The sequence below is a fragment of the Psychrobacter sp. T6-5 genome, assembly GCF_052258485.2.
In the GTDB taxonomy this organism is placed as follows: Bacteria; Pseudomonadota; Gammaproteobacteria; order Pseudomonadales; family Moraxellaceae; genus Psychrobacter.
On sequence record NZ_JBQQEY020000001.1, the window covers coordinates 59,011 to 80,168 of the forward strand.

General features: G+C 43.8%; 15 protein-coding genes. 3 read left to right on the forward strand and 12 right to left on the reverse strand.

All coding sequences use genetic code 11. The annotated features are described in order from the left end of the window. Positions 1 to 68: 68 nt before the first annotated feature. The 8 genes from sucC to sdhC all read right to left on the reverse strand — a co-directional run bounded on the left by sucC (position 69) and on the right by sdhC (position 12,253). Entirely contained in the window at positions 69 to 1,235 is a 1,167-nt protein-coding gene (sucC, locus tag ACTXGK_RS14870; RefSeq protein WP_443514717.1) for an ADP-forming succinate--CoA ligase subunit beta, read from the reverse strand. 158 nt (positions 1,236 to 1,393) lie between these two features. Continuing rightward, a complete protein-coding gene (gene lpdA / locus ACTXGK_RS14875) occupies positions 1,394 to 2,848 on the reverse strand; it encodes a dihydrolipoyl dehydrogenase (protein ID WP_443514718.1) in 1,455 nt (484 codons plus the stop codon). Between the two features lie 254 nt (positions 2,849 to 3,102). Beyond that, a complete protein-coding gene (odhB, locus tag ACTXGK_RS14880) occupies positions 3,103 to 4,335 on the reverse strand; it encodes a 2-oxoglutarate dehydrogenase complex dihydrolipoyllysine-residue succinyltransferase (protein ID WP_201601734.1) in 1,233 nt (410 codons plus the stop codon). A gap of 155 nt (positions 4,336 to 4,490) precedes the next feature. Continuing rightward, entirely contained in the window at positions 4,491 to 7,376 is a 2,886-nt protein-coding gene (locus ACTXGK_RS14885) for a 2-oxoglutarate dehydrogenase E1 component (RefSeq protein ID WP_443514719.1), read from the reverse strand. Between the two features lie 952 nt (positions 7,377 to 8,328). Beyond that, on the reverse strand, positions 8,329 to 9,039 hold the full coding sequence (locus tag ACTXGK_RS14890; RefSeq protein ID WP_058023969.1) for a succinate dehydrogenase iron-sulfur subunit: 711 nt from the start codon (positions 9,037 to 9,039) through the stop codon (positions 8,329 to 8,331). A gap of 213 nt (positions 9,040 to 9,252) precedes the next feature. Then, entirely contained in the window at positions 9,253 to 11,103 is a 1,851-nt protein-coding gene (gene sdhA / locus ACTXGK_RS14895; RefSeq protein WP_201601729.1) for a succinate dehydrogenase flavoprotein subunit, read from the reverse strand. 356 nt (positions 11,104 to 11,459) lie between these two features. After that, positions 11,460 to 11,846, reverse strand: coding sequence for a succinate dehydrogenase, hydrophobic membrane anchor protein (gene sdhD / locus ACTXGK_RS14900; protein WP_227511562.1), 387 nt, complete (start codon positions 11,844 to 11,846; stop codon positions 11,460 to 11,462). A gap of 20 nt (positions 11,847 to 11,866) precedes the next feature. Beyond that, positions 11,867 to 12,253, reverse strand: coding sequence for a succinate dehydrogenase, cytochrome b556 subunit (sdhC, locus tag ACTXGK_RS14905; RefSeq protein ID WP_075105828.1), 387 nt, complete (start codon positions 12,251 to 12,253; stop codon positions 11,867 to 11,869). Between the two features lie 1,029 nt (positions 12,254 to 13,282). Here sdhC and gltA point away from each other — a divergent pair. Next, complete coding sequence (gene gltA, locus ACTXGK_RS14910) at positions 13,283 to 14,563, forward strand: citrate synthase (RefSeq protein WP_201601727.1); 1,281 nt, start codon at positions 13,283 to 13,285, stop codon at positions 14,561 to 14,563. A gap of 131 nt (positions 14,564 to 14,694) precedes the next feature. On the opposite strand, the gene ACTXGK_RS14915 is transcribed toward gltA, so the two are convergent. After that, positions 14,695 to 15,591, reverse strand: coding sequence for a hypothetical protein (locus ACTXGK_RS14915; protein WP_443514720.1), 897 nt, complete (start codon positions 15,589 to 15,591; stop codon positions 14,695 to 14,697). A gap of 151 nt (positions 15,592 to 15,742) precedes the next feature. Then, a complete protein-coding gene (locus ACTXGK_RS14920; protein WP_443514721.1) occupies positions 15,743 to 16,276 on the reverse strand; it encodes a type IV secretion protein Rhs in 534 nt (177 codons plus the stop codon). 415 nt (positions 16,277 to 16,691) lie between these two features. On the opposite strand from ACTXGK_RS14920, the gene ACTXGK_RS14925 reads away from it, so the two are divergent. After that, positions 16,692 to 17,990, forward strand: a complete 1,299-nt coding sequence (locus ACTXGK_RS14925; RefSeq protein WP_443514722.1) for a replication-associated recombination protein A — start codon at positions 16,692 to 16,694, stop codon at positions 17,988 to 17,990. A 318-nt stretch (positions 17,991 to 18,308) separates the two neighbouring features. Beyond that, the gene (ribBA, locus tag ACTXGK_RS14930; RefSeq protein WP_201601721.1) at positions 18,309 to 19,421 is read left to right on the forward strand and encodes a bifunctional 3,4-dihydroxy-2-butanone-4-phosphate synthase/GTP cyclohydrolase II; all 1,113 of its coding nucleotides are present in this window, start codon (positions 18,309 to 18,311) and stop codon (positions 19,419 to 19,421) included. A 108-nt stretch (positions 19,422 to 19,529) separates the two neighbouring features. On the opposite strand, the gene ACTXGK_RS14935 is transcribed toward ribBA, so the two are convergent. Together ACTXGK_RS14935 and ACTXGK_RS14940 are read right to left on the reverse strand one after the other, a co-directional pair. After that, positions 19,530 to 20,018, reverse strand: a complete 489-nt coding sequence (locus ACTXGK_RS14935; protein WP_443514723.1) for an acyl-CoA thioesterase — start codon at positions 20,016 to 20,018, stop codon at positions 19,530 to 19,532. A 53-nt stretch (positions 20,019 to 20,071) separates the two neighbouring features. Next, positions 20,072 to 21,109, reverse strand: a complete 1,038-nt coding sequence (locus tag ACTXGK_RS14940; protein WP_443514724.1) for a hypothetical protein — start codon at positions 21,107 to 21,109, stop codon at positions 20,072 to 20,074. Between the last annotated feature and the right edge of the window lie 49 nt (positions 21,110 to 21,158).

A 21,158-nucleotide genomic window follows, 5' to 3' on the forward strand; every position in this document is an offset into this window, starting at 1 on the left:
ATGATGGCAGCATGCATCGGCTGTCATTAGCCTTTCAGTATGCCACTGCCGTCATTACGCTTTGGCTATTACGCTTTAACAGCGTCGACAATTTTTTGCGCGGCGTCAGAAAGACCTTGAGCTGAAATCAGTTTTAGACCTGACTCTTCTAGGATCTGCGCGCCTTTCTCAGCGTTGTTACCTTCTAAACGCACGACCACAGGAACTTGCACATCAACTTCTTTTACTGCAGCAATAATCGCTTCTGCAATCATGTCACAGCGTACGATGCCGCCGAAGATGTTGATTAATACGCCTTCAACACTGCTGTCTTCAAGGATAATTTTGAACGCTTCAACAACGCGATCTTTGGTTGCGCCGCCGCCAACGTCCAAGAAGTTAGCAGGCTTGCCGCCATACAATTTGATGATGTCCATGGTCGCCATGGCAAGACCAGCGCCGTTAACCATACAACCGATGTTACCTTCTAGGGCAACATAGTTTAGGTCAAACTCAGCCGCTTTAAGCTCACGCTCATTTTCTTGTGTCTTGTCTTGTAGCGCTGCAATTTTTGGCAGACGATATAGGGCGTTTGAGTCGATACCAATTTTGCCATCAACACAAACGATTTCGCCATTTTCACGGACAGCTAATGGGTTGATTTCCATCAATGCAAAGTCATTTTCAACAAACGCTTTATAAGCGCCAGTCATCAATTTGACAAACTGGTTGATTTGCTTGCCTTCTAGACCAAGTTTGAACGCAACGTCACGCGCTTGAAAAGGCATTAAACCAACTAAAGGATCAACGTGTACTTTAAAGATTTTTTCTGGTGTGCTGTGTGCTACTTCTTCGATATCTACGCCGCCTTCGGTAGATGCCATAAACGTCACACGACGAGTTGCACGGTCAACAACAGCGCCAAGATATAGCTCAGTTTGTACTGGATACATATCTTCTGCAACCAATACAAAGTTGACTGGCTGACCATCAGCATCAGTTTGGAACGTTACTAGGTTAGTACCGATCAGCTCTTCAGCAACTTGCTTGGCTTCTTCACGAGTTTTAACCAGCTTTACGCCACCAGCTTTACCACGGCCACCAGCATGTACTTGCGCTTTGATTACCGCAATGTCAGTTGGGGTTTTATCAAAAGCGGCAGCAGCTTCGTCGCCGTTATGAGCGATGATGCCTTCTTGAATTGGCAAACCGTAGCTTTTCAATAGCTCTTTTGCTTGATACTCATGTAAATTCATTGATTGTATCCTTTATTTTTTACAATTAATAAAAAGTGAAATCAAGTGCGCACATATACATATGAATCATACGTCTGACGCACTCATGATTGTGGCATCACCAAAATAGCGATACCCCAATCAGGTTGTAAATCGATAATAATTAAACGAGCAACTACTTATTTCTTACGCTTTTTGCGCTGGATAGCGTGAATAGCGCGGCCATCTGCAGATAGCGCAGCTTCATGCACTGCTTCTGAAATAGTTGGATGAGCAAATGTCATCAACTGCAAGTCTTCGATACTAGAAACAAATTCCATCGCGATCATACCTTGATGGACGATATCACCAGCACCAGCAGAGATAGCATGCATACCTAACAGACGATCTGTCTTAGCATCGGCAACGACTTTGATAGAGCCTTGCGCTTCACTTTGCGCTAATGCACGACCGTTAGCAGCCAAGTTGAAAGAACCTGTTTTAACTTCATAGCCAGCTTCTTCAGCTTCTTGCTCAGTCAAACCTACCCATGCGATTTCTGGGTGAGTATAAATGACATTGATGATGGTGTCATAGTTAACTTGAGGTTTTTCGCCATGAATACGCTCAACAGCCATCATGCCCTCTTCCATCGCTTTATGCGCAAGCATCGGACCACGGACCAAATCACCGATAGCATACACACCATCAAGGTTGGTTTTGCACTGGTCATTGACATCGATAAGGCCACGTTCAGTCAACGTGATACCGCTGTCTTCACCAAGTAGCTTTTCAGAGTAAGCGCGACGACCAACACAAACGATTAGCTTGTCAAAGCTCTCCTCACTCGATTCGCCATTACTTTCGCTAGTGACGACAACTTGGTCACCTTGTACTTCAGCATTGGTGACTTTGGTATCAACGCGGATATCAAGACCTTGCTTTTTGAGCATTTTGCCAGCTTCTTTTGAGATGTCTTTATCAGCAGCAGCTAAGAAGCTAGGAAGTGCCTCATATACGACTACTTCTGCACCTAGACGACGCCATACTGAGCCAAGCTCAAGACCGATAACACCAGCGCCAATAACGCCTAGACGCTTCGGTACTTCAGTGAAATCAAGCGCGCCAGTTGAATCAACAATACGGTCACCGTCAGTTTTGGCAACAGGGATTTCGATAGGCACAGAACCTGCCGCAAGAATAACATTCTTAGCAGTGATCGTGGTTTCGCTTTCGTCTTCTAAAGCGGTAAATTTGACTTTTTTGTCAGCGCCTTTGCCGTCAACTAAAGTACCCCAACCTTGTAGCCAGTCAACACCGTTGCCTTTCAACAACGCGGCAACACCACCAGTCAACTGCTTAACAATACCTTCTTTACGCTCTATCATTTTTTCGATGTTGATAGCAACGTCACCAGTACTGATACCGTGCTCGTCAAGGTCATGCTTAGTAGCTTCATAACGATGTGAGCTGTCAAGCAGGGCTTTTGATGGGATACAACCAACGTTTAAGCAAGTACCGCCAAGTGCTGGCTCGCCTTTATAAACGCGCTTTTCGATACAAGCAACACTCATACCGAGCTGGCCTGCACGAATCGCTGCTTCGTAACCACCAGGACCGCCGCCGATGACGACTAAATCATAATTGTCTTTCATAGTACGTTCCTATTTTTAATTGTATGTGTCATTTAAACTGGTTTTTGTCTCGCTGATAGATCAGCATTATCTACACTGAATAGTTAATACACTATGTCAATGAGATAGACTCACTTGTCAATAGCAAGTCACCATTATTAAATTCTTTTTTAATATAATTAGCAGCAAATCAATTGCTGCTAATCAGGTAGAGCTATTGTCTGTACCAAAGCTAAAAAGCTTGTATTAGCGGTTGCCAATACAAGCTTAGAAGCTTACAAGTCTAGTAGCAACATAGCTGGGTCTTCGACCAACTCTTTGATAGTTACTAGGAACTGTACCGCTTCTTTACCATCGATCATGCGATGGTCATAAGATAGCGCTAGGTACATCATTGGCAAGATTTCAACTTTACCATCAACTGCCATTGGACGATCATTGATCGCATGCATACCTAGGATAGCAGTTTGTGGTGGGTTCAAGATAGGTGTCGACATCAATGAACCAAATACACCACCGTTAGAGATAGTGAAAGTACCGCCAGTCATGTCTTCTAAACCAAGCTTACCTTGCTGTGCTTTACCGCCAAACTCACGGATAGTGCTTTCAACGTCAGCCATGCTCATGCGATCAGTATCACGTAGTACTGGAACAACCAGACCGCGATCTGAAGATACTGCTACACCGATATCATAAAAACCATGATAAACAATGTCATCACCATCTAGTGAAGCGTTTACTGCTGGGAAGCGCTTGAGTGCTTCTGTCGCTGCTTTCACGAACAATGACATAAAGCCTAAACGTACACCATGACGCTTTTCGAATTTCTCTTTATACTTAGCGCGCATGTCCATCAATGGCTTCATGTTCACTTCGTTAAACGTCGTCAACATCGCTGTATCTTGTGATGCTGATAATAGACGCTCAGCAACACGCTTACGAAGACGAGTCATTGGTACGCGTTTTTCAGTACGCTCACCCATCGATTCAGCAACTGGACGACCGTTGTCAGACTTGATGCTGCTGTCTGATTTCAGTGTTGGATTAGCCATATCAGTTTTGGTGACACGACCACCGCGGCCGCTACCTTCAACTTCTTTAGGATCTACGCCTGACTCTTTTGCCGCTTTACGGACTGCTGGGCTTTGATCTTTGTGCTCTGCTTCATCTTTTTTGTCAGTTACTTGTACTGGCTCGCCACCATCAGCCGCTTGCTCTTCTTGTGCTGGAGCAGCTGACTGTTCTGCAGCTGGTGCTGCATCGCCTGCACTTGCACCGGCTTCGAACTGTGCGATCAATTCGTCAGACAATACGGTATCGTCAACTTGCTTAACGATTTTAGTCAATACACCATCATCAGGTGCAACAACTTCTAGTACCACTTTATCAGTTTCGATTTCAGCTAATAGGTCGTCACGGCTAACTTGTTGACCTTCAGTGACATGCCATTCAACGATTGTGCCATCGGCAACCGATTCTGGAAAAACGGGGGCTTTGATGTCAGCCATCGATATACTCCTTAGATTTGGATATTCATACTTATTATTAAGTCGTGATAGGCAGTCAGTAGCATTCTAGTGATGCTACTTAGATTGTACTAAAAGATACTGACTGTCATCGCCTGATTCATTTATCTTCTATAGTCTTTCGATTAGATAATCTGTTACTGAGATAACTCATCAATACTGATACCAAGACCACCAGCAATTAATGCTTGTTGTTGCTGTGCATGCAGTTTTGGAGATCCTGTTGCAGGTGCTGCACTAGCAGGACGTGCCACGGGCTCCATAACTTTTGCTTTAGTTGGATGTGGTACAACAATACGGAACATATGCGGTGCTAAGTAGTACCAAGCGCCTTGATTCAATGGCTCTTCTTGCGTCCATACAATCTCAGCTAGGTTGCTGTATTTTTCAATCTCAGCGACCAAACGTTGCTCTGGTAGCGGATATAGCTGCTCGATACGAACGATAGCAACATGATCGAGACCTAATGCACGACGCTGTTCTAGTAAATCGTAATAAACCTTACCACCACATAGCACCATACGAGTCACTTTATCTGCGTTGTGATCATCCATCTCTGGCAATACCGTTTCAAACTTACCGTTAGCAAGCTCTTCTAGATTAGAAGTCGCTAGCTTATGACGTAATAAGCTCTTTGGTGACATGACGATTAAAGGCTTACGGATCGGACGTACCGCCTGACGACGCAAGGCATGATAGATCTGTGCAGGAGTCGTTGGCGTGATGACTTGCATATTGTCTTCAGCACATAGCTGTAAGAAGCGCTCAAGACGGGCAGATGAATGCTCAGGGCCTTGACCTTCAAAACCATGCGGTAACAACATCGTCAAACCACAAACACGCTGCCACTTGGTCTCACCACTTGAGATGAACTGATCAATAACAACCTGTGCGCCGTTCACAAAGTCACCAAACTGAGCTTCCCAAACGATCAAGGCGTTCGGTACTGTCGTCGCATAGCCATATTCAAAGGCCAATACCGCTTCTTCTGACAACAACGAGTTGTAAGTAGCAAAGCGTGCTTGTTTCTCGCTCAAATGAGCAAGGGGCACATACATGCTGCCATCATTAACATTGTAGATTTCAGTATGACGATGTGAGAATGTACCACGGCCGACATCTTCGCCAGTAATACGTACTAAGACATCATCGTTATCAACTAATGATGCATAGGCTAATGTCTCAGCAGCACCCCAGTTGAGAGGCTCTTCACCAGTCTGCATAGCCAGACGCTGCTCAACAACCTTTTGAACCTGACGCTGTAGCTTATAGCCTTCTGGCATTTCAGCCATACGGCGTCCATAACCTTTGAGCTTTTCGATATCAACACTGGTATCCCAATCGTCAACCAAGTCGTGGCCTAGATAAGGCTTCCAATCTACAAATAGCTGCTCGTTAGGTTCTTGAACCAGTGAGCTGACAACGTAATCGCCACGGTCTAAAGATTCACGATAATTATCTTCGTACTGCTTTTCTTCTTCAGCATTTAAGATACCTTCAGCAATGAGCTTTTGTGCATAAAGGGTACGTGTCGTTGGCAGTTTCTTGATAACTGCATACATCAACGGCTGAGTGGCTGAAGGCTCATCTGCCTCGTTGTGACCATTGCGGCGATAGCAGAACAAATCAATAATGATGTCTTTGTCAAACTGATGACGATAGTCTAAGGCTAATTGAGCCGCGAAAACGACTGACTCAGGGTCATCACCATTCACGTGTAGAATTGGTGCATGTACCATTTTTGCCACATCAGTACAATATTCAGTTGAACGCACATCTTCTTGACGGCTAGTAGTAAAACCAACTTGGTTATTGATAACGATATGTACAGTACCACCAGTGGTATAAGCACGGGTCTGTGACATTTGGAAGGTTTCTTGAACCACACCCTGTCCAGCAAAAGCCGCATCACCATGGATAACGATCGGTAATACTGAGTTGCCACTAGTGTTGTCCAATGACGGCTGATCATTACGGCGCACTTGGCGTGCACGTACTGAGCCTTGTAATACTGGTGCAACAATTTCAAGATGCGACGGGTTAAATGCTAAAGCCAAATGCGCTTCACCACCTGGTGTCATCACGTTAGATGAAAAACCATTGTGATACTTAACGTCGCCTGAGCCTTTTTCCGGCTGCACTTTTCCATCAAACTCATCAAATAAGTCTGCAGGGTTTTTACCCAAAATATTGACTAACAAGTTTAGACGTCCACGGTGAGCCATACCAATGACCATCTCTTTTGTGCCATAGCCACCAGCACGTTGGATGATTTCATTGACTGCAGGTATGAAACTCTCACCACCTTCTAGACCAAAACGCTTAACGCCTGTATATTTACGCGCTAAATATTTTTCTAGACCTTCGGCAGCTGTTAGACGCTCAAGAATAGACAAACGCTTTTCTTTGTCAAACGTGATATAGCCTAGATTGCTTTCTACATACTCTTCCATCCAGCGTTTTTCAGTGCTGGTGGTCACATGCATATACTCAATACCAATATGGCGGCAGTAAACACGCTCCATGATCTCGATAATTTCACGCAATGGCGCTTCATCTTTACCGATCACTAAATCATTGGTTGGGAATACAGTATCGAGATCGGCTTCTGATAGGTTGTGATAAGCTAGGGTTAGATCTTCCACTTCTGCACGTGGATGTAAATCTAATGGGTCTAGCTTGGCGCGGCGGTGACCACGGCGGCGGTATGCTGAGATGAGTTGCTGTACGCCCATTTGCTTTGGGTCAGTACAGTTATCTGAATTGCTACTACTTGTACCAATACTCTCGTTACTAGATTTGTTCGCCGTTTGATTGCGAGCAAGTAACAAAAATTGGTCTTTGATAGCATTATGCTGAGCATCGTTTGACGATTTGTACTGTTCGAAGTACGTTTGCCAATCTGTGTCAACACTATCAGGGTCCGTTAGGTATTGCTCATAAAGAGCTTCTATATAGCTGGCATTATCGGCGGCCAGTTCAGTATGTCCTTGGTCCGCTTTTTCTTTGGTTATACTATTCATAATAATCGTCTATTTGATAGATAAATGAATGGAATCGTGCTTATTATGGTGTCAGTCGTTGTATGCTAGGCGTTCAGACAATTCGTCATACCCCATTGAATACGGTTCGATAAAACACTTTTATCCCTAAGTATTGCCGTCACTATAGAATATTGCTGTCATTGTCTAAAAGAGCAAGTAATGCTAAATAGTGATAACAAGTCTTATTGCAACACCTATGTTAAAAATAAATTTATTTGTGAATACTCAGTTTTCTGATCTGGCTCGTTTCACAACATTAATTTATATATACTTCTTTTAGCCATAACCAATTCATCAATGATAAATTATTAATAAATGGTCAATCTTCCAGCTAGCCTATAAACTGGCTATTATCGCTGAAATGTCCGCTATTTGCTAACAAATCTTATCGTTTCAGATAAACATACATTGCTGTATAGAATATCATGACCGTTTTTTGCGATATAGTTTGTTTGTTCAATACTAAGTATTTACGTAATGAATATCTATTATCAATTATAGAAGCATCGTTATTGTATACATAACGTTTTATTGTATTAATGCAATAGCCCGTATAGACGCTACTTCTAATGCATCGGAAACAAATTTCGCAGTGTTTGATCAAGTTCAAGATGCAATTATACCAAACTTTACGTGTATCTGATTGTATAGATTGGCCGTTTATATAATATGTCTTCTTACATATGACCAACGTATCGCCCATACAGATTTACGGATAGACTAACGTTCTATTATTCACCAGTGTATCAGGCTTCTTGTTCTACCTATCCGGCAGGATTGTTCATCGCTACCAACAGAAGCCCACTTCAAACAATAGTAATCAGAAAATTAACACTACTATAATCAGTGATTTTGACTAACAAAAACACCACCTAACGAATAGGTGGTGTTTTTTTGTGCGATCAATAATAATCAAGACAATTACAAACCATTAACCAGCTTGATCAATCAACATATTACGTAAATGACCAATCGCCTTAGTTGGGTTCAAGCCTTTTGGACAAACTGACACACAGTTCATGATACCGCGGCAACGGAATAGACTAAACGGATCGTCTAAACGCGCCAAACGTGCTTGCGTATCACCATCACGGCTATCAGCAACAAAGCGATATGCATGCAGTAATGCTGATGGACCTAAGAATTTATCAGGGTTCCACCAAAAAGATGGGCAGCTCGTTGAGCAGCATGCACACAGAATACACTCATACAGACCATTTAACTTTTCACGCTCAGCAGGAGACTGTAATCGCTCAGTTGGCGGTGCTGGCTGATCGTTGATTAAGTACGGATGTACTTTTTCGTATTGCTCGTAGAATTGGTTCATATCAACAACCAAGTCACGAACCACTGGCAAACCAGGTAACGGACGAACGGTTACTTTTTCTGGTAGCGTGTTCATGTTGATTAGACATGCTAGACCATTTTTGCCGTTGATGTTCATGCCGTCAGAACCACAAATGCCTTCGCGGCAAGAGCGGCGGAAGGTAATTGTTTCATCTTCTTTCTTTAGGCGTAATAGCACGTCAAGCAACATACGATCTGAATCAAGTAATTCAATCGTATAAGTTTGCATGCGTGGGGCTGCGTCCACATCAGGATCGTAGCGATAGATTTCGATGGTGCGAGTACCTCGGCTCATAATGCTAAACTCCACACGTAGGTGATGGCGGGCATACAAAGATTGCAACATGTGAGTGCTGGCTATTAATCACTACTGATAATCAAATATCGAATATCAATTAATAGCCTAGTAGCACTCCTATGAGCATGTAGCTGGCGGTCACCTTTTTAATAAATTAATAAGGGATAAAACGTTTAAGCTTTCTGTTTATATCGAGCACATAGTCTAAAATTAATAGACGCGAACTTTTGGTTCGATATAGTCAACAGTCAGTGGCACTTTGCGAACTGGTTTGTAAATGATACGGTTGCCTTCAGAATACCATAAAGTATGCTTCATCCAATCGTGGTCATTACGGCCGTTTGGTGCATAGTCATCATCTTCTGGACGATCATAATCAGAGACACTATGCGCGCCGCGACTTTCGTGGCGACTAGCGGCTGATACCATCGTCGCTTTTGCTACTTCGTATAGGTTTGCCACTTCAAACGCTTCGATACGAGCAGTGTTGAAGACTTGTGACTTATCACCCAAATGGATTTGTTCGACTTTCTCACCCAGCGCTAAAATTTTCTCAACGCCTTCATCCATCATGGCCTGCGTACGGAATACACTGGCATGTGTCTGCATGGTGGCACGAATCTCATCAGCCACGTCTTGCGCATTGTAGCCTGATGTTGATTGCTGCAATTTGTCTAAACGACCAACCGTGATGTCAAGTACATGCGGATCAAGTGGTTTGTAGTTATGATCGTTTTGATGAAACTCATCAACGATGTGCTTACCAGCAGCACGGCCAAACACGACCAAATCAAGTAGTGAGTTAGTACCTAAACGGTTAGCACCGTGTACACTCACACAAGCGCACTCACCAATAGCATATAGGCCTTTAACAACGTTACCATTGGCATATAAACCGTCTTCATCAGTACCCGCTTCTAGATCCGGCACGATTACCTGACCATGGATAGTGGTTGGAATACCGCCCATCATGTAGTGAATGGTTGGGATAACTGGAATAGGTTCTTTAGTAATGTCAACGTTGGCGAAGTTTTTACCGATCTCAAATACTGACGGTAGACGCTTCATGATAGTGTCGACACCCAAATGGGTCATATCCATGACGATATGGTCAGCGTTCGGGCCACAACCGCGACCTTCTTTGATTTCTTGGTCCATAGAACGCGATACTAGATCACGTGGTGCCAAGTCTTTCACGGTTGGCGCATAACGCTCCATGAAAGCTTCGCCATCTTTGTTACGTAAGATAGCACCTTCACCGCGGCAACCTTCAGTCAATAGTACACCTGCACCATGAACGCCCGTTGGATGGAATTGCCAGAACTCCATATCTTGCAGTGGGATACCAGCGCGAACTGCCATACCAATACCGTCACCAGTGTTGATATAAGCGTTGGTAGAAGCGGCAAAGATACGACCTGCACCACCTGTTGCTAAGACAGTCACTGGTGCTTGGAATACCGCAACCGTACCTGTCTCTTGCTCAAGGGCGATAACACCATTGATGTTACCAGCTTCATCTTTGATCAAGTCAAGTGCAATCCACTCGATGAAGAACTCAGTACCTTGCTGTAAGTTTTTCTGATAAAGCGTATGTAGCAATGCGTGGCCTGTACGGTCAGCAGCAGCGCATGCACGTTGTACCGCTTTTTCGCCATAGTTTGACGTGTGACCGCCGAATGGACGCTGATAAATCGTACCATCTTCGTTACGGTCAAACGGCATGCCCATGTGCTCAAGCTCATAGACTACCTTTGGCGCTTCACGGCACATATACTCGATAGCGTCTTGGTCACCTAACCAATCTGACCCTTTTACGGTGTCATAAAAGTGGAAGTGCCAGTTGTCATTGCTCATGTTGCCCAAACTTGCACCGATACCACCCTGAGCGGCAACCGTGTGCGAACGTGTTGGGAATACTTTGGTCAGGACTGCAACCTTCATACCCGCTTCCGCTAAGTGCAATGAAGCGCGCATACCTGAACCACCGCCACCAACGATAACTGCATCGTAGTTTAGGGTTTTAATATTACTAATGGTATTGTCTTGTCTAGTTGCCATTACGGTTTTCCTAATGCCTGTTAATGCTTATAAGTAAATGAAAAGCGTGTTTTAAAATCTTCTTACTGCAGGTTTAAGGGCTTTTATCCGGCCATCACATGCACTTATTAAAGAAGAGGATATAACAGTCTTTGACCACTTAATTTGCATATCTATCGTTATACTGAACCAAACTTGCTCAACCTTGTTGCTCATTCAGCGACAATCTAAATAGTGGGCGCTGTTGGTCCAATGCTATGGCTATTTTTGGCTATCAACAGATACTTTTAAACCACTCTATCAGCTGATATACCAGCTGCGCGCATCCGTTTTATATATAGATACTTATATCAATATTAAAGCTGGTCACTCAATGATTAAACAGCAACAACACTAAAGCCGTTGCCCCAAAAAATCATAATGCCCCAAAATAGAAATACTAAAATAGCGATAATCATCAATGACTGTAGCACTAAACGTAAACCTGCTGCGCTTGAGCCCAGCTTGCCTGTCGTAATATAGTCAGTAAATACTGTCCACATTCCCACCCAAGCATGGCCAGCTAGTGCAAGTACAGCAACTAAGCTGAATAAACGCATTGGCAGGCTAGTCATGAATGATGACCACTCAAGGTACGTGACATCGCCGTGGGTCAAAAAGAAGCCCAGCAACACCACACTATAAACGGCTAAAACAACAGCACTAATACGCTGAATAATCCAATCGCGTGAGCCTGAACCTGTCAGACCAGTAGCACTTTTGATTCCTGAATCATTTTTAATCATTAGAACATCACCCATATAAATGACGCGACAACTAAAATCGCTGCAATGACAAAACTGACCATAGAGGCGGTGCGGCCAGATTTTAGCTCTTCGTTCATGCCCATATCAGCAAATAGATGTTTGATACCCATCACGAAGTGATATGCGATGGCGGCAACAAATATCCATGCTAAAAAGCGCACAAGCACGTTGTCAAATACGGTCTCAAAACTCTCAGGCGATGCCAATGAGTTCTGTAATAGCCACAGCATTACAGGAATTAATAAGAATAAAATAATGCCAGAGATACGATGCAAAATAGAGGCGATTGCGATCGGTGAGCGATTAACGCTAATCACTTGGCTTAGAGGCAGATCAATAGGTCGGTTGCTTTTCACAGCGGGCATCCTTTTTGCGGTTATACTCCTGTATCTGCTATCAACGCTTGACAAGAATGGTATCAGTTGAGCATCGAGCAACACACGAGACGAATAAAGTAAGGAAGAGCTAGCTGACTTCTTTTAGTTTGTGCTAAATATGAAGAAAGAATCATGTATATAAGGTATTGATAAGCTGTTTAGTGTCGCTTGTCGAGCTGACAGGCCTACAAAACAACCTATCTATTATACAACAAAGAAAATAAACATGAGTAAGATCGACTAACCAGTCTATTTTTATTGGTCGTATGAATAGCCAGACAACGTTAATATGTCTTCTCTATCAAAATAAACCTTGTGCTAAACACCAAATACTGGTGCTGAGCATCTAAAAATAGAGCGGTTAACAAGAACATTTAAACCACAGAATTCGGTTTGGTTTATCGCAACACCAGACAATCGTAAATAAGCATGTATAAAGTAAGCTCTAAACAACACTATATCATGACCACTTATCAATTCGCACAAAGCTAGTGCCAGTTAATTCCTACAATTATAAAATGACTGGGCGATAATTACAAATTTATCCCTGAAGTAATAAAGGCACACACTTAATTAACAAACGAATAGATATATGCAATACTGAATGTGGAAAACGCTTACCTCTGACAATTATGATCGACACTCAACTTGTCTGCTACTCATGCCCTGTCTGTTTTTAGCCTCGTTTTTTACGAAAATTCTGCTGCGTTTTTGCGACAAACCCAAAAATATAACGTCAATATTGACGTTGTAAATATTTTTGATAAGCAGAAAGTTTGGCGCAAAATAACCAATCAGACATATTTTGATACAAAAATTACAGCGAACAACCACCGCTAGGCCGTGCCAATTGGACCCATGGTCAATAAAAGTTTTTTCAAATCACAAGTAATTGCTGCTAATATACCTTGCGTATTAAACGAGTTAAACACATTCTACCGTTTGACCAATGATGACGTGAGGTGTACGTCTGCAGTAATTTTATTCTAACAAATCAAAAACAATGGAGAGCAATTTATGGCTGACACTAATGCCAAACTAACCGTGAATGGTGAAGAATACGAACTTCCTATTATTGAAGGTACTTTAGGGCGCCCAGTTATCGATGTTGCTGCTTTGCAAGAATCAGGATTTTGGTCTTATGACCCTGGTTTCAAAGTAACTGCTCCTGTTGAATCAAAAATTACTTATATCGATGGTGGCAAAGGCGAATTATTACACCGTGGCTATCCTATCGACGAGTTAGCAAACCATGCTGAATACCTAGAAGTGGCGTATGCGTTGCTAAATGGCGACCTACCTAACGCTGAGCAAAAAGCAGATTTCTTTGAAAAAATCCGCGAACATACGGCTGTTCATGATCAATTGCGTAAATTCTTTGAAGGTTTCCGCCGTGACGCGCATCCAATGGCTATTATGGTTGGTGTCGTTGGTGCGCTATCAGCGTTCTATCATGACAACCTAGATGTCAGTAACGAAGAGCATCGTGAAATCACAGCGATTCGTCTAATCGCCAAAATGCCAACACTTGCGGCAATGAGTTATAAATACTCGCAAGGCGAACCGTTCATGTATCCGCGTAATGACTTTAACTACGCTGAAAACTTCTTGTACATGATGTTTGCAACCCCTGCTGATGTAGACTATAAGACTAATGATGTCATCACTCGTGCAATGGACAAAATCTTTACTTTGCATGCTGATCATGAGCAAAACGCCTCTACATCAACAGTACGTTTAGCAGGTTCTACTGGTGCAAACCCTTATGCCTGTATCGCTGCTGGTATCGCAGCCCTTTGGGGTCCATCACATGGCGGTGCAAACGAAGCTGTACTAGAGATGCTTGATGAAATCGGCACGGTTGAAAATGTACCTGAATTCATGGAAAAAGTGAAAAGCCGTGAAGTGAAGTTAATGGGCTTTGGTCACCGTGTCTACAAAAACTTCGATCCACGTGCGAAAGTCATGAAAGAGACTTGTGATGAGGTATTAGAAGCACTTGGTGTCAACGATCCTAAGCTTGAATTGGCAATGGCACTCGAAAAAATTGCACTAGAAGACCCGTTCTTCATCGAGCGTAACCTATATCCAAACGTTGATTTTTACTCTGGTATTATCTTAAAAGCCATTGGTATCCCAACATCAATGTTTACGGTAATCTTTGCATTGGCTCGTACTTCAGGTTGGATCAGCCATTTGTTAGAGATGCACAGCGCCCCATACAAGATCGGTCGTCCACGCCAGTTATATACTGGTGAAACGCGCCGTGACTTTGTGAAAGTTGAAGACCGTAAGTAAGCAAAGATAGTATCTTTATAATAAAAAATCCCGCCATCGTGCGGGATTTTTTATTGCTCTGGGATAGATGCTCTTGAATACATTTCATCCAATTATTGGCAAACTCGTTGCTATGAGTATCATTCAAACCATTATTGAAACTCTTTCAAAGTCTGCTCATATTTAGCAATCTGCTCGTCATACCCTTTAATCGTATCGTTGAATTTGGTCATGAGCGTTTCAAATTCTTGCTGCTGTTGTTGCTTCATTTGCTGCATATCAACCACTTGCTGCGCTTCTATTTGCTCCCATACTTGGTGCTGAATAATCAACCGAGCCAGCGCGGGGCTTTTTGCACTGACCCTTCCTGCAATCTCTGCATGTTCAAACAGCTGAGGTACTAAGGTCGCTATATTGATCAGCGTATCAGAATCCTCTGCACTGAGTGGCGTAGTCACAGGCTGATATAACGCTGCCATCGTTTGCTGATAGCGCTCTATAATCTGCTCTTCGGTCAGTATGACAGGCTTACGTGGCTCAAGACTGATACGCTTTAGCACAGTCAAATCACGCTCACCCACTTCGGTACTTGTATTTATCTCTGCATCCAAACCTTCCTCACTGGTAGCGTTAGCTTCTACTGGACTATCAGCTGGTAATGGTTCGGGATTGGCGCCATTCGCATTTTCTGTAAGAGTGGCAGAATCGTTAGTCGCCTCATTGAGTAATAGCGACTCTTCACTATCTGAAGCATCTGCCGCTTGCAGTGATTCATACTCTGCTTGTAGTCGACGCTGTAGCCCTTGCGCTTGCGCAACGTATATAGGTTGAAACTGCTCTATACGTGCCGCAGCAGAATCACTTCGCTGCATAGGTTGACTGTCCTCTGCGCTTGTTTTTTCAGTTGTTTGAGTCTCATCTGGTACAGGCGGTGCGTCAGCTTGCTGCTGACAGCCGGTCAGAAATAGTACGCCCGTTAGCGCTACTGCAGCCAGAGCTGAGCTAGCAGAAGTATCAATATGAGGCTTTACTGGCAAAAGTCGAAGCATGAGAGTACGTATCCTTTAATAAAGCAAAAATATAAAAAGCTAAAATGGTGTCGGGCTGGCGCTATTTGATTACCGTTAGAGACCTTACTGACCTATCAGTCATGATAGAAGCATAATATCGATTGGTAGCTCACCTCATATCAGAGAAAAATTAAGCGCTAGAAGCGTGATTAGTACTTTTTATGTCAGTAAGAGGATTTACAGTCAAAAATGGTATACAGGCCTCTAAATCTTGGCAATCTTGTCCGCGTTGACGACGAACAAAATAATCTTGAACCATGCGCGCCTGCTGCTCGATACCATATTTAAAAAACGACTTGCCTGTCTCTAGTACATAGTCATATCGCCGATCGATAAGGGCACCGCGTACGACTTTCAATCCTTGCTGTAGCTGCCACACGTGAGTGAGCTCGTGGATGAGCCAGCTCTGCTTGCCTAGCGAAGTCGCACTGAAATCATCGATCCAATCGGCTGGATTAAAGTAAATATGACCATTCGGACTTACCGCATAGTTTTTGAGAACCCACCAGGTGGTTTTTAGTCGCACTTCATCTAATCTGATACTGTCACCAAACACCGAGCGCGCCAACGCAATCTCACCAACTGTCAGACAACGCGACTGCTGCTTTTTTGCGCTACTGCGTGAATATTGATTAAGCAAACGCTTGAGAGATTGTCCAGACATCGTCAATGTAATACCTTATATTTGCTAGGCTGGTGATAATAAATGATATTTGATCAACCATTCTGATCGTTACCATTGCACCGTTGATATGGATGAATCATTAAAACTAAAGTGCTGGGGACATAAGCTATACGCTTCGTTAGCTTTCATTAACATATTTTTGCGTTAGCCTAGCGTGTATTGTTTATAGCAAGTACCCTATTTATAAATTAGCCTACTTTGACTGCTGATGTCTAATACTCATTGTCATGGCGAAGTTGCTGCGAGAATCATGCCAAGCGGACAATCGCATTTAACTTCAATAAAAGTGATAACTATAGACGAGTATGTCGTAATTTAGATTTGACTATAAAATCTCTCAATGGCCGCCATTGTAGCCAATGGACCGTTTTTTAATTTTTCAATAGAGAAACTTATGCCGCCCAACTTTCATGCCGACACCCCTCTTGCTCAGCGTATGCGCCCTGCTTCTCTCGCTGCTATTATTGGTCAAGAGCATCTTTTGGCCGCTGGCGCACCTTTACGGCGTTTGGTCGAACAAGGGCATCTGCCCTCTATCATTTTGCACGGCGAAGCAGGTATCGGTAAGACAACCATTGCGATGTTATTGGCGGATGCGGTTCATAGACCTTTTCACGCACTCTCAGCATTGAATACTGGGGTCAAGCAGTTGCGCGAAGTATTGGATAGTAAAGATTCACTGGCATTTGAATCACCTGTAGTGTTTATCGATGAGATTCATCGTTTTAATAAGGCGCAGCAAGATGCATTATTGGGCGCGGTAGAATCTGGTGATATTACGCTGATTGGCGCCACCACAGAAAACCCGTCGTTTAGTGTCAATAACGCGCTCTTGTCACGTTGCCAAGTATATCGTTTAGAGCCATTAACGCCTGAGCAAATCAGTGCAGTATTACGGCGGGCGCTCTCGGAAGACCATGTACTCAAAAAACTCACCATCGACTTGCAGGCACAAGATACCATCAGTCAACTGGCCCACGGTGATGCAAGAAAAGCGCTAAACTTACTAGAGCTGGGGATTCAAACAGCGGATGCCAAACAATCACCGATTATCATCGATGACGAATTGGTCAGCCGAGTGGCACAGACCGCGTTGGTACGTTATGACAAAGATGGCGAGCAACATTACGATATTATCTCAGCCATGATCAAATCAGTACGTGGCTCAGATCCTGACGCAGCGCTTTATTGGATGGCGCGGATGCTCGTTGGCGGCGAGCCTGCCGATTTTATTGCGCGCAGATTGGTAATTTTGGCCAGTGAAGATATTGGCAATGCCAATCCAAATGCCCTACTTCTTGCTGATGCAGCCCTGCGCAGTGTGCAATCCATCGGTATGCCAGAAGCGCGTATTATCCTAGGGCAAGTGGTGGTCTACTTAGCAACCAGTGCCAAAAGTAATAGCACGTATAAAGCGATCAATGCAGCGATGGCGTTGGCAGAAAAAGACGCCTCCCCTGTACCACTACATCTACGTAATGGCGTGACCAAACTGATGCGCAATCAAGGCTACGGTCAAGGGTATGCTTACCCGCACGATTATCCTAACCATTACTATCCCCAGAGCTATTTGCCAGAAAACTTAGCAGGCACGAGTTTTTATGAGTTTGCAGATAATCAGCGCGAGCAGCATAGCAAACAGTTTATGGAATGGTTAAAAAGCCAAGCCGCCAGTAATGACCAAAACCAGTAATGACCAAAAGCAACGCCTAACTTTGCAAAAAAGATTGAGAAGTGACACGTATGAGCCATTAATAATATTTAACCCTGTTTTTAAAAGACTAAGCGTGATAGTTCAGCTTTGTGTCAGCACGCTAGGATAAAAACCGTTAAAATGTATTTAGAATGATATATAAAAGTCATGAACTACTTCTATATTTGATTACTGTGATGGTCATGTGATTTGCTCAACAGCAACAGCGCGTGATACCAACTACTGCTACAATAGGCAGACAACACTTTATATTCCAAATCACACATATTTATTAATAATAAAATATTGAGACTTACTATGAGTTTAAATACGATTCCTGAGATTATCGAAGACATTCGTGCTGGAAAGATGGTCATCTTGATGGATGATGAAGACCGCGAAAACGAAGGCGATATCATCATGGCAGCGACGCATGTTCGCCCTGAAGACATTAACTTTATGATTACCCACGCACGCGGTTTGGTATGCTTAACGCTATCACAAGCGCGTTGCCAGCAATTGGCACTACCGCTGATGTCGGATCGCAATGAAGCGAAATTTAGCACCAACTTTACGGTATCGATTGAGGCCGCTGAAGGCGTCACCACGGGTATCTCTGCTGCTGATCGCGCTCGTACCATTCAAGCAGCTGTCTCATCGGCAGCGAAGCCAGAAGACATCGTGCAGCCTGGTCATATTTTCCCAATCATGGCACAAAACGGCGGCGTTCTGCACCGTGCAGGCCATACAGAAGCGGGTTGCGATTTATCAAGATTAGCGGGTTTAGAGCCTGCCGCAGTGATTGTCGAGATTATCAACGCTGATGGCACGATGGCACGCCGCGATGACCTTGAGATATTTGCCAAAGAACATAATATCAAAATGGGTACGATTGCTGACCTCATCAACTACCGTATTGCCAATGAGCAAACCGTAGAAGAAGTTGAAACCCGTCCTTTTGAAACTGAGCACGGTACGTTTACGTTGCATCGCTTCCGCGAGTTTGGTGCTGAAGAAACTCATTTAGCATTGGTCAAAGGTGATGTGAGCGAAGGCGTCAGTACCGTACGTGTGCATGGCTTCCATCCACTGCGTGACTTATTTGCTGCCAAAAATGACATGACGGGTCGTAGTGGCTGGAGCGTGCAGTCAGCACTAGAAGAGATCAGTGCCTCAGAGCGCGGTGTCTTGGTCTGGGTTGGTAATCATCAACCAGTCGATTTAGGGGATGCATTAGAGCAAGCCGCGAATAATGAATCGCAATCGACCATCACCCAGCAGCCTTATCGCAGTATCGGTGTCGGCGCACAGATATTGCGCCATTTAGGCGTTCGCGATATGCGTCTATTGTCATCACCCATGAAGTTTTATGCGTTATCAGGTTTCGATCTAAATGTCGTAGATTTTGTGCACGCACCGCAAGACAACTAAACCTATTTAAAAGATTGACTAATCAACAGTCATAAAAAAAGGCATGCTAATATGACATTAGCGTGCCTTTTTGTTTTTAACAATTGATTAGATTAGGTAAAGCTTTATCTAAAATTCAGGGGTATGACCAAATTTTTCCTCTAATGCTAGTAAGCGCGCGCGTTCTTCTGTCGTCCACGGTAACTTACCTTTCCCATCGCTATCGAGGCGTACTACGACGGCATCAGCGGTCGCAACGATTTTGTTTTGTGCTGTACTATAGTAGCTATATTCCATTGCGATACTGGTATTACCTAGACGCTGACAGCGAACGCCCAATAACAAGGTATCAGGATAGGTCACTGGGTGTAAATACTGGCAGCTCGACTGTGCTAAGACGGTGACCATGCTGCCATCGAACATATCTAACGCATGCAAATAACCAATGCGCGCTGACTCAGAATAACGATAATACACCACGTTATTTAAATGATTAAAGGCATCCATCTCACCCCAATGAATCGGCTGATAATGAATCACTGGGTAATGCGCCAGTATTTCAGGTCGATCAATTGCTACCTCAGACATAAAATCTGATTTTTCACTCATATTGGTCATAACTTACCTTGTGTCTCATGTTGTCTATATATAGCTGTTTCGAACCGTATCAATTAAGGTTGTGGTTTATCCAAAATCTGTGTGGTTAACAATGGTGTTGGCTTAGGAGCGTTGGCAATCAGTTGGTCAAGCCAAGCAATGACTTCTGGTATGTCACTAGGCGAATTCATGGTTTCTAAGTTATTTTCTGTGCCAATTGATTTTTTGTCTACTGGTGCTATTCCAATGGCGCCAACTTGCGCGGGTTTTTTGCCATTGCTAACCGATGATTTAGGTAGTAAGGTTTTTAGCTGTTTGCGTGCTTGGGTCAAATAATTGATGAGTTGATCCTGCTCGCGCATATTGCTCGCTTGACTTGCGAGATTCAATGTCATGATGACTTCATGAATCGTCAGTTGTCTACGCGTCAATGTCATGTCGTTACGCGCTGACGTTTGAGCAGGCGGGTTCGCTACTGCACGCTTTTGGTCACCCTCAGTTGCTGCATCCACTAGCTCTCGACGCTGAATATCAGCACCCTCGTAGCTGCCGAGGCGCTCATGACTATGCAAAAACTCTTGGATGTTTTGAATCGCGAGATTTTGTATTTGCCATGGGCTAGGTTGTGAGCTTTGCGCTTGTAGTCGTTCGATGTCTTTGAGCAAACTTTGCTTGATCACGACGGTCAATGCAGGTGCAATCTCGTTGCTGCTTTGCGCCAATTGCCAATGCAAACCTCGCAACAACTCGATCGCGGCACTATCATTGTTGTCTGCTAGCAATCTGTCAGCGGCTTTTATTTGAATGCGTAGTAAATCCAGCTGGTTTTGCGCTTGGCTACTGGCTTTGACTCTGGGCTCTGGCAATGTCTGCTGGCTCATGGCAAATAAACGATCGTCCATCTCGTTTAGGCGACTGACAACCTGCTCGTTACTCTGCAACCGCTCATTGACACTGTGCTGAAAACGCTGCTGACTAATATAGAGCCAGAGTAATGCCGCGATAAGCAGCAAAATGACCAACCACTGCATCCGCAGCAGCAAGATATTTGCTTGCCGGCGCTGCTGTATCGCAGAAGGGTCCTTAGATAAAGACTCAGAATTCATTGGCATAAGACAGTACCGTGATGGGTAGGTATAAACATATTTAAATCAAATAGAA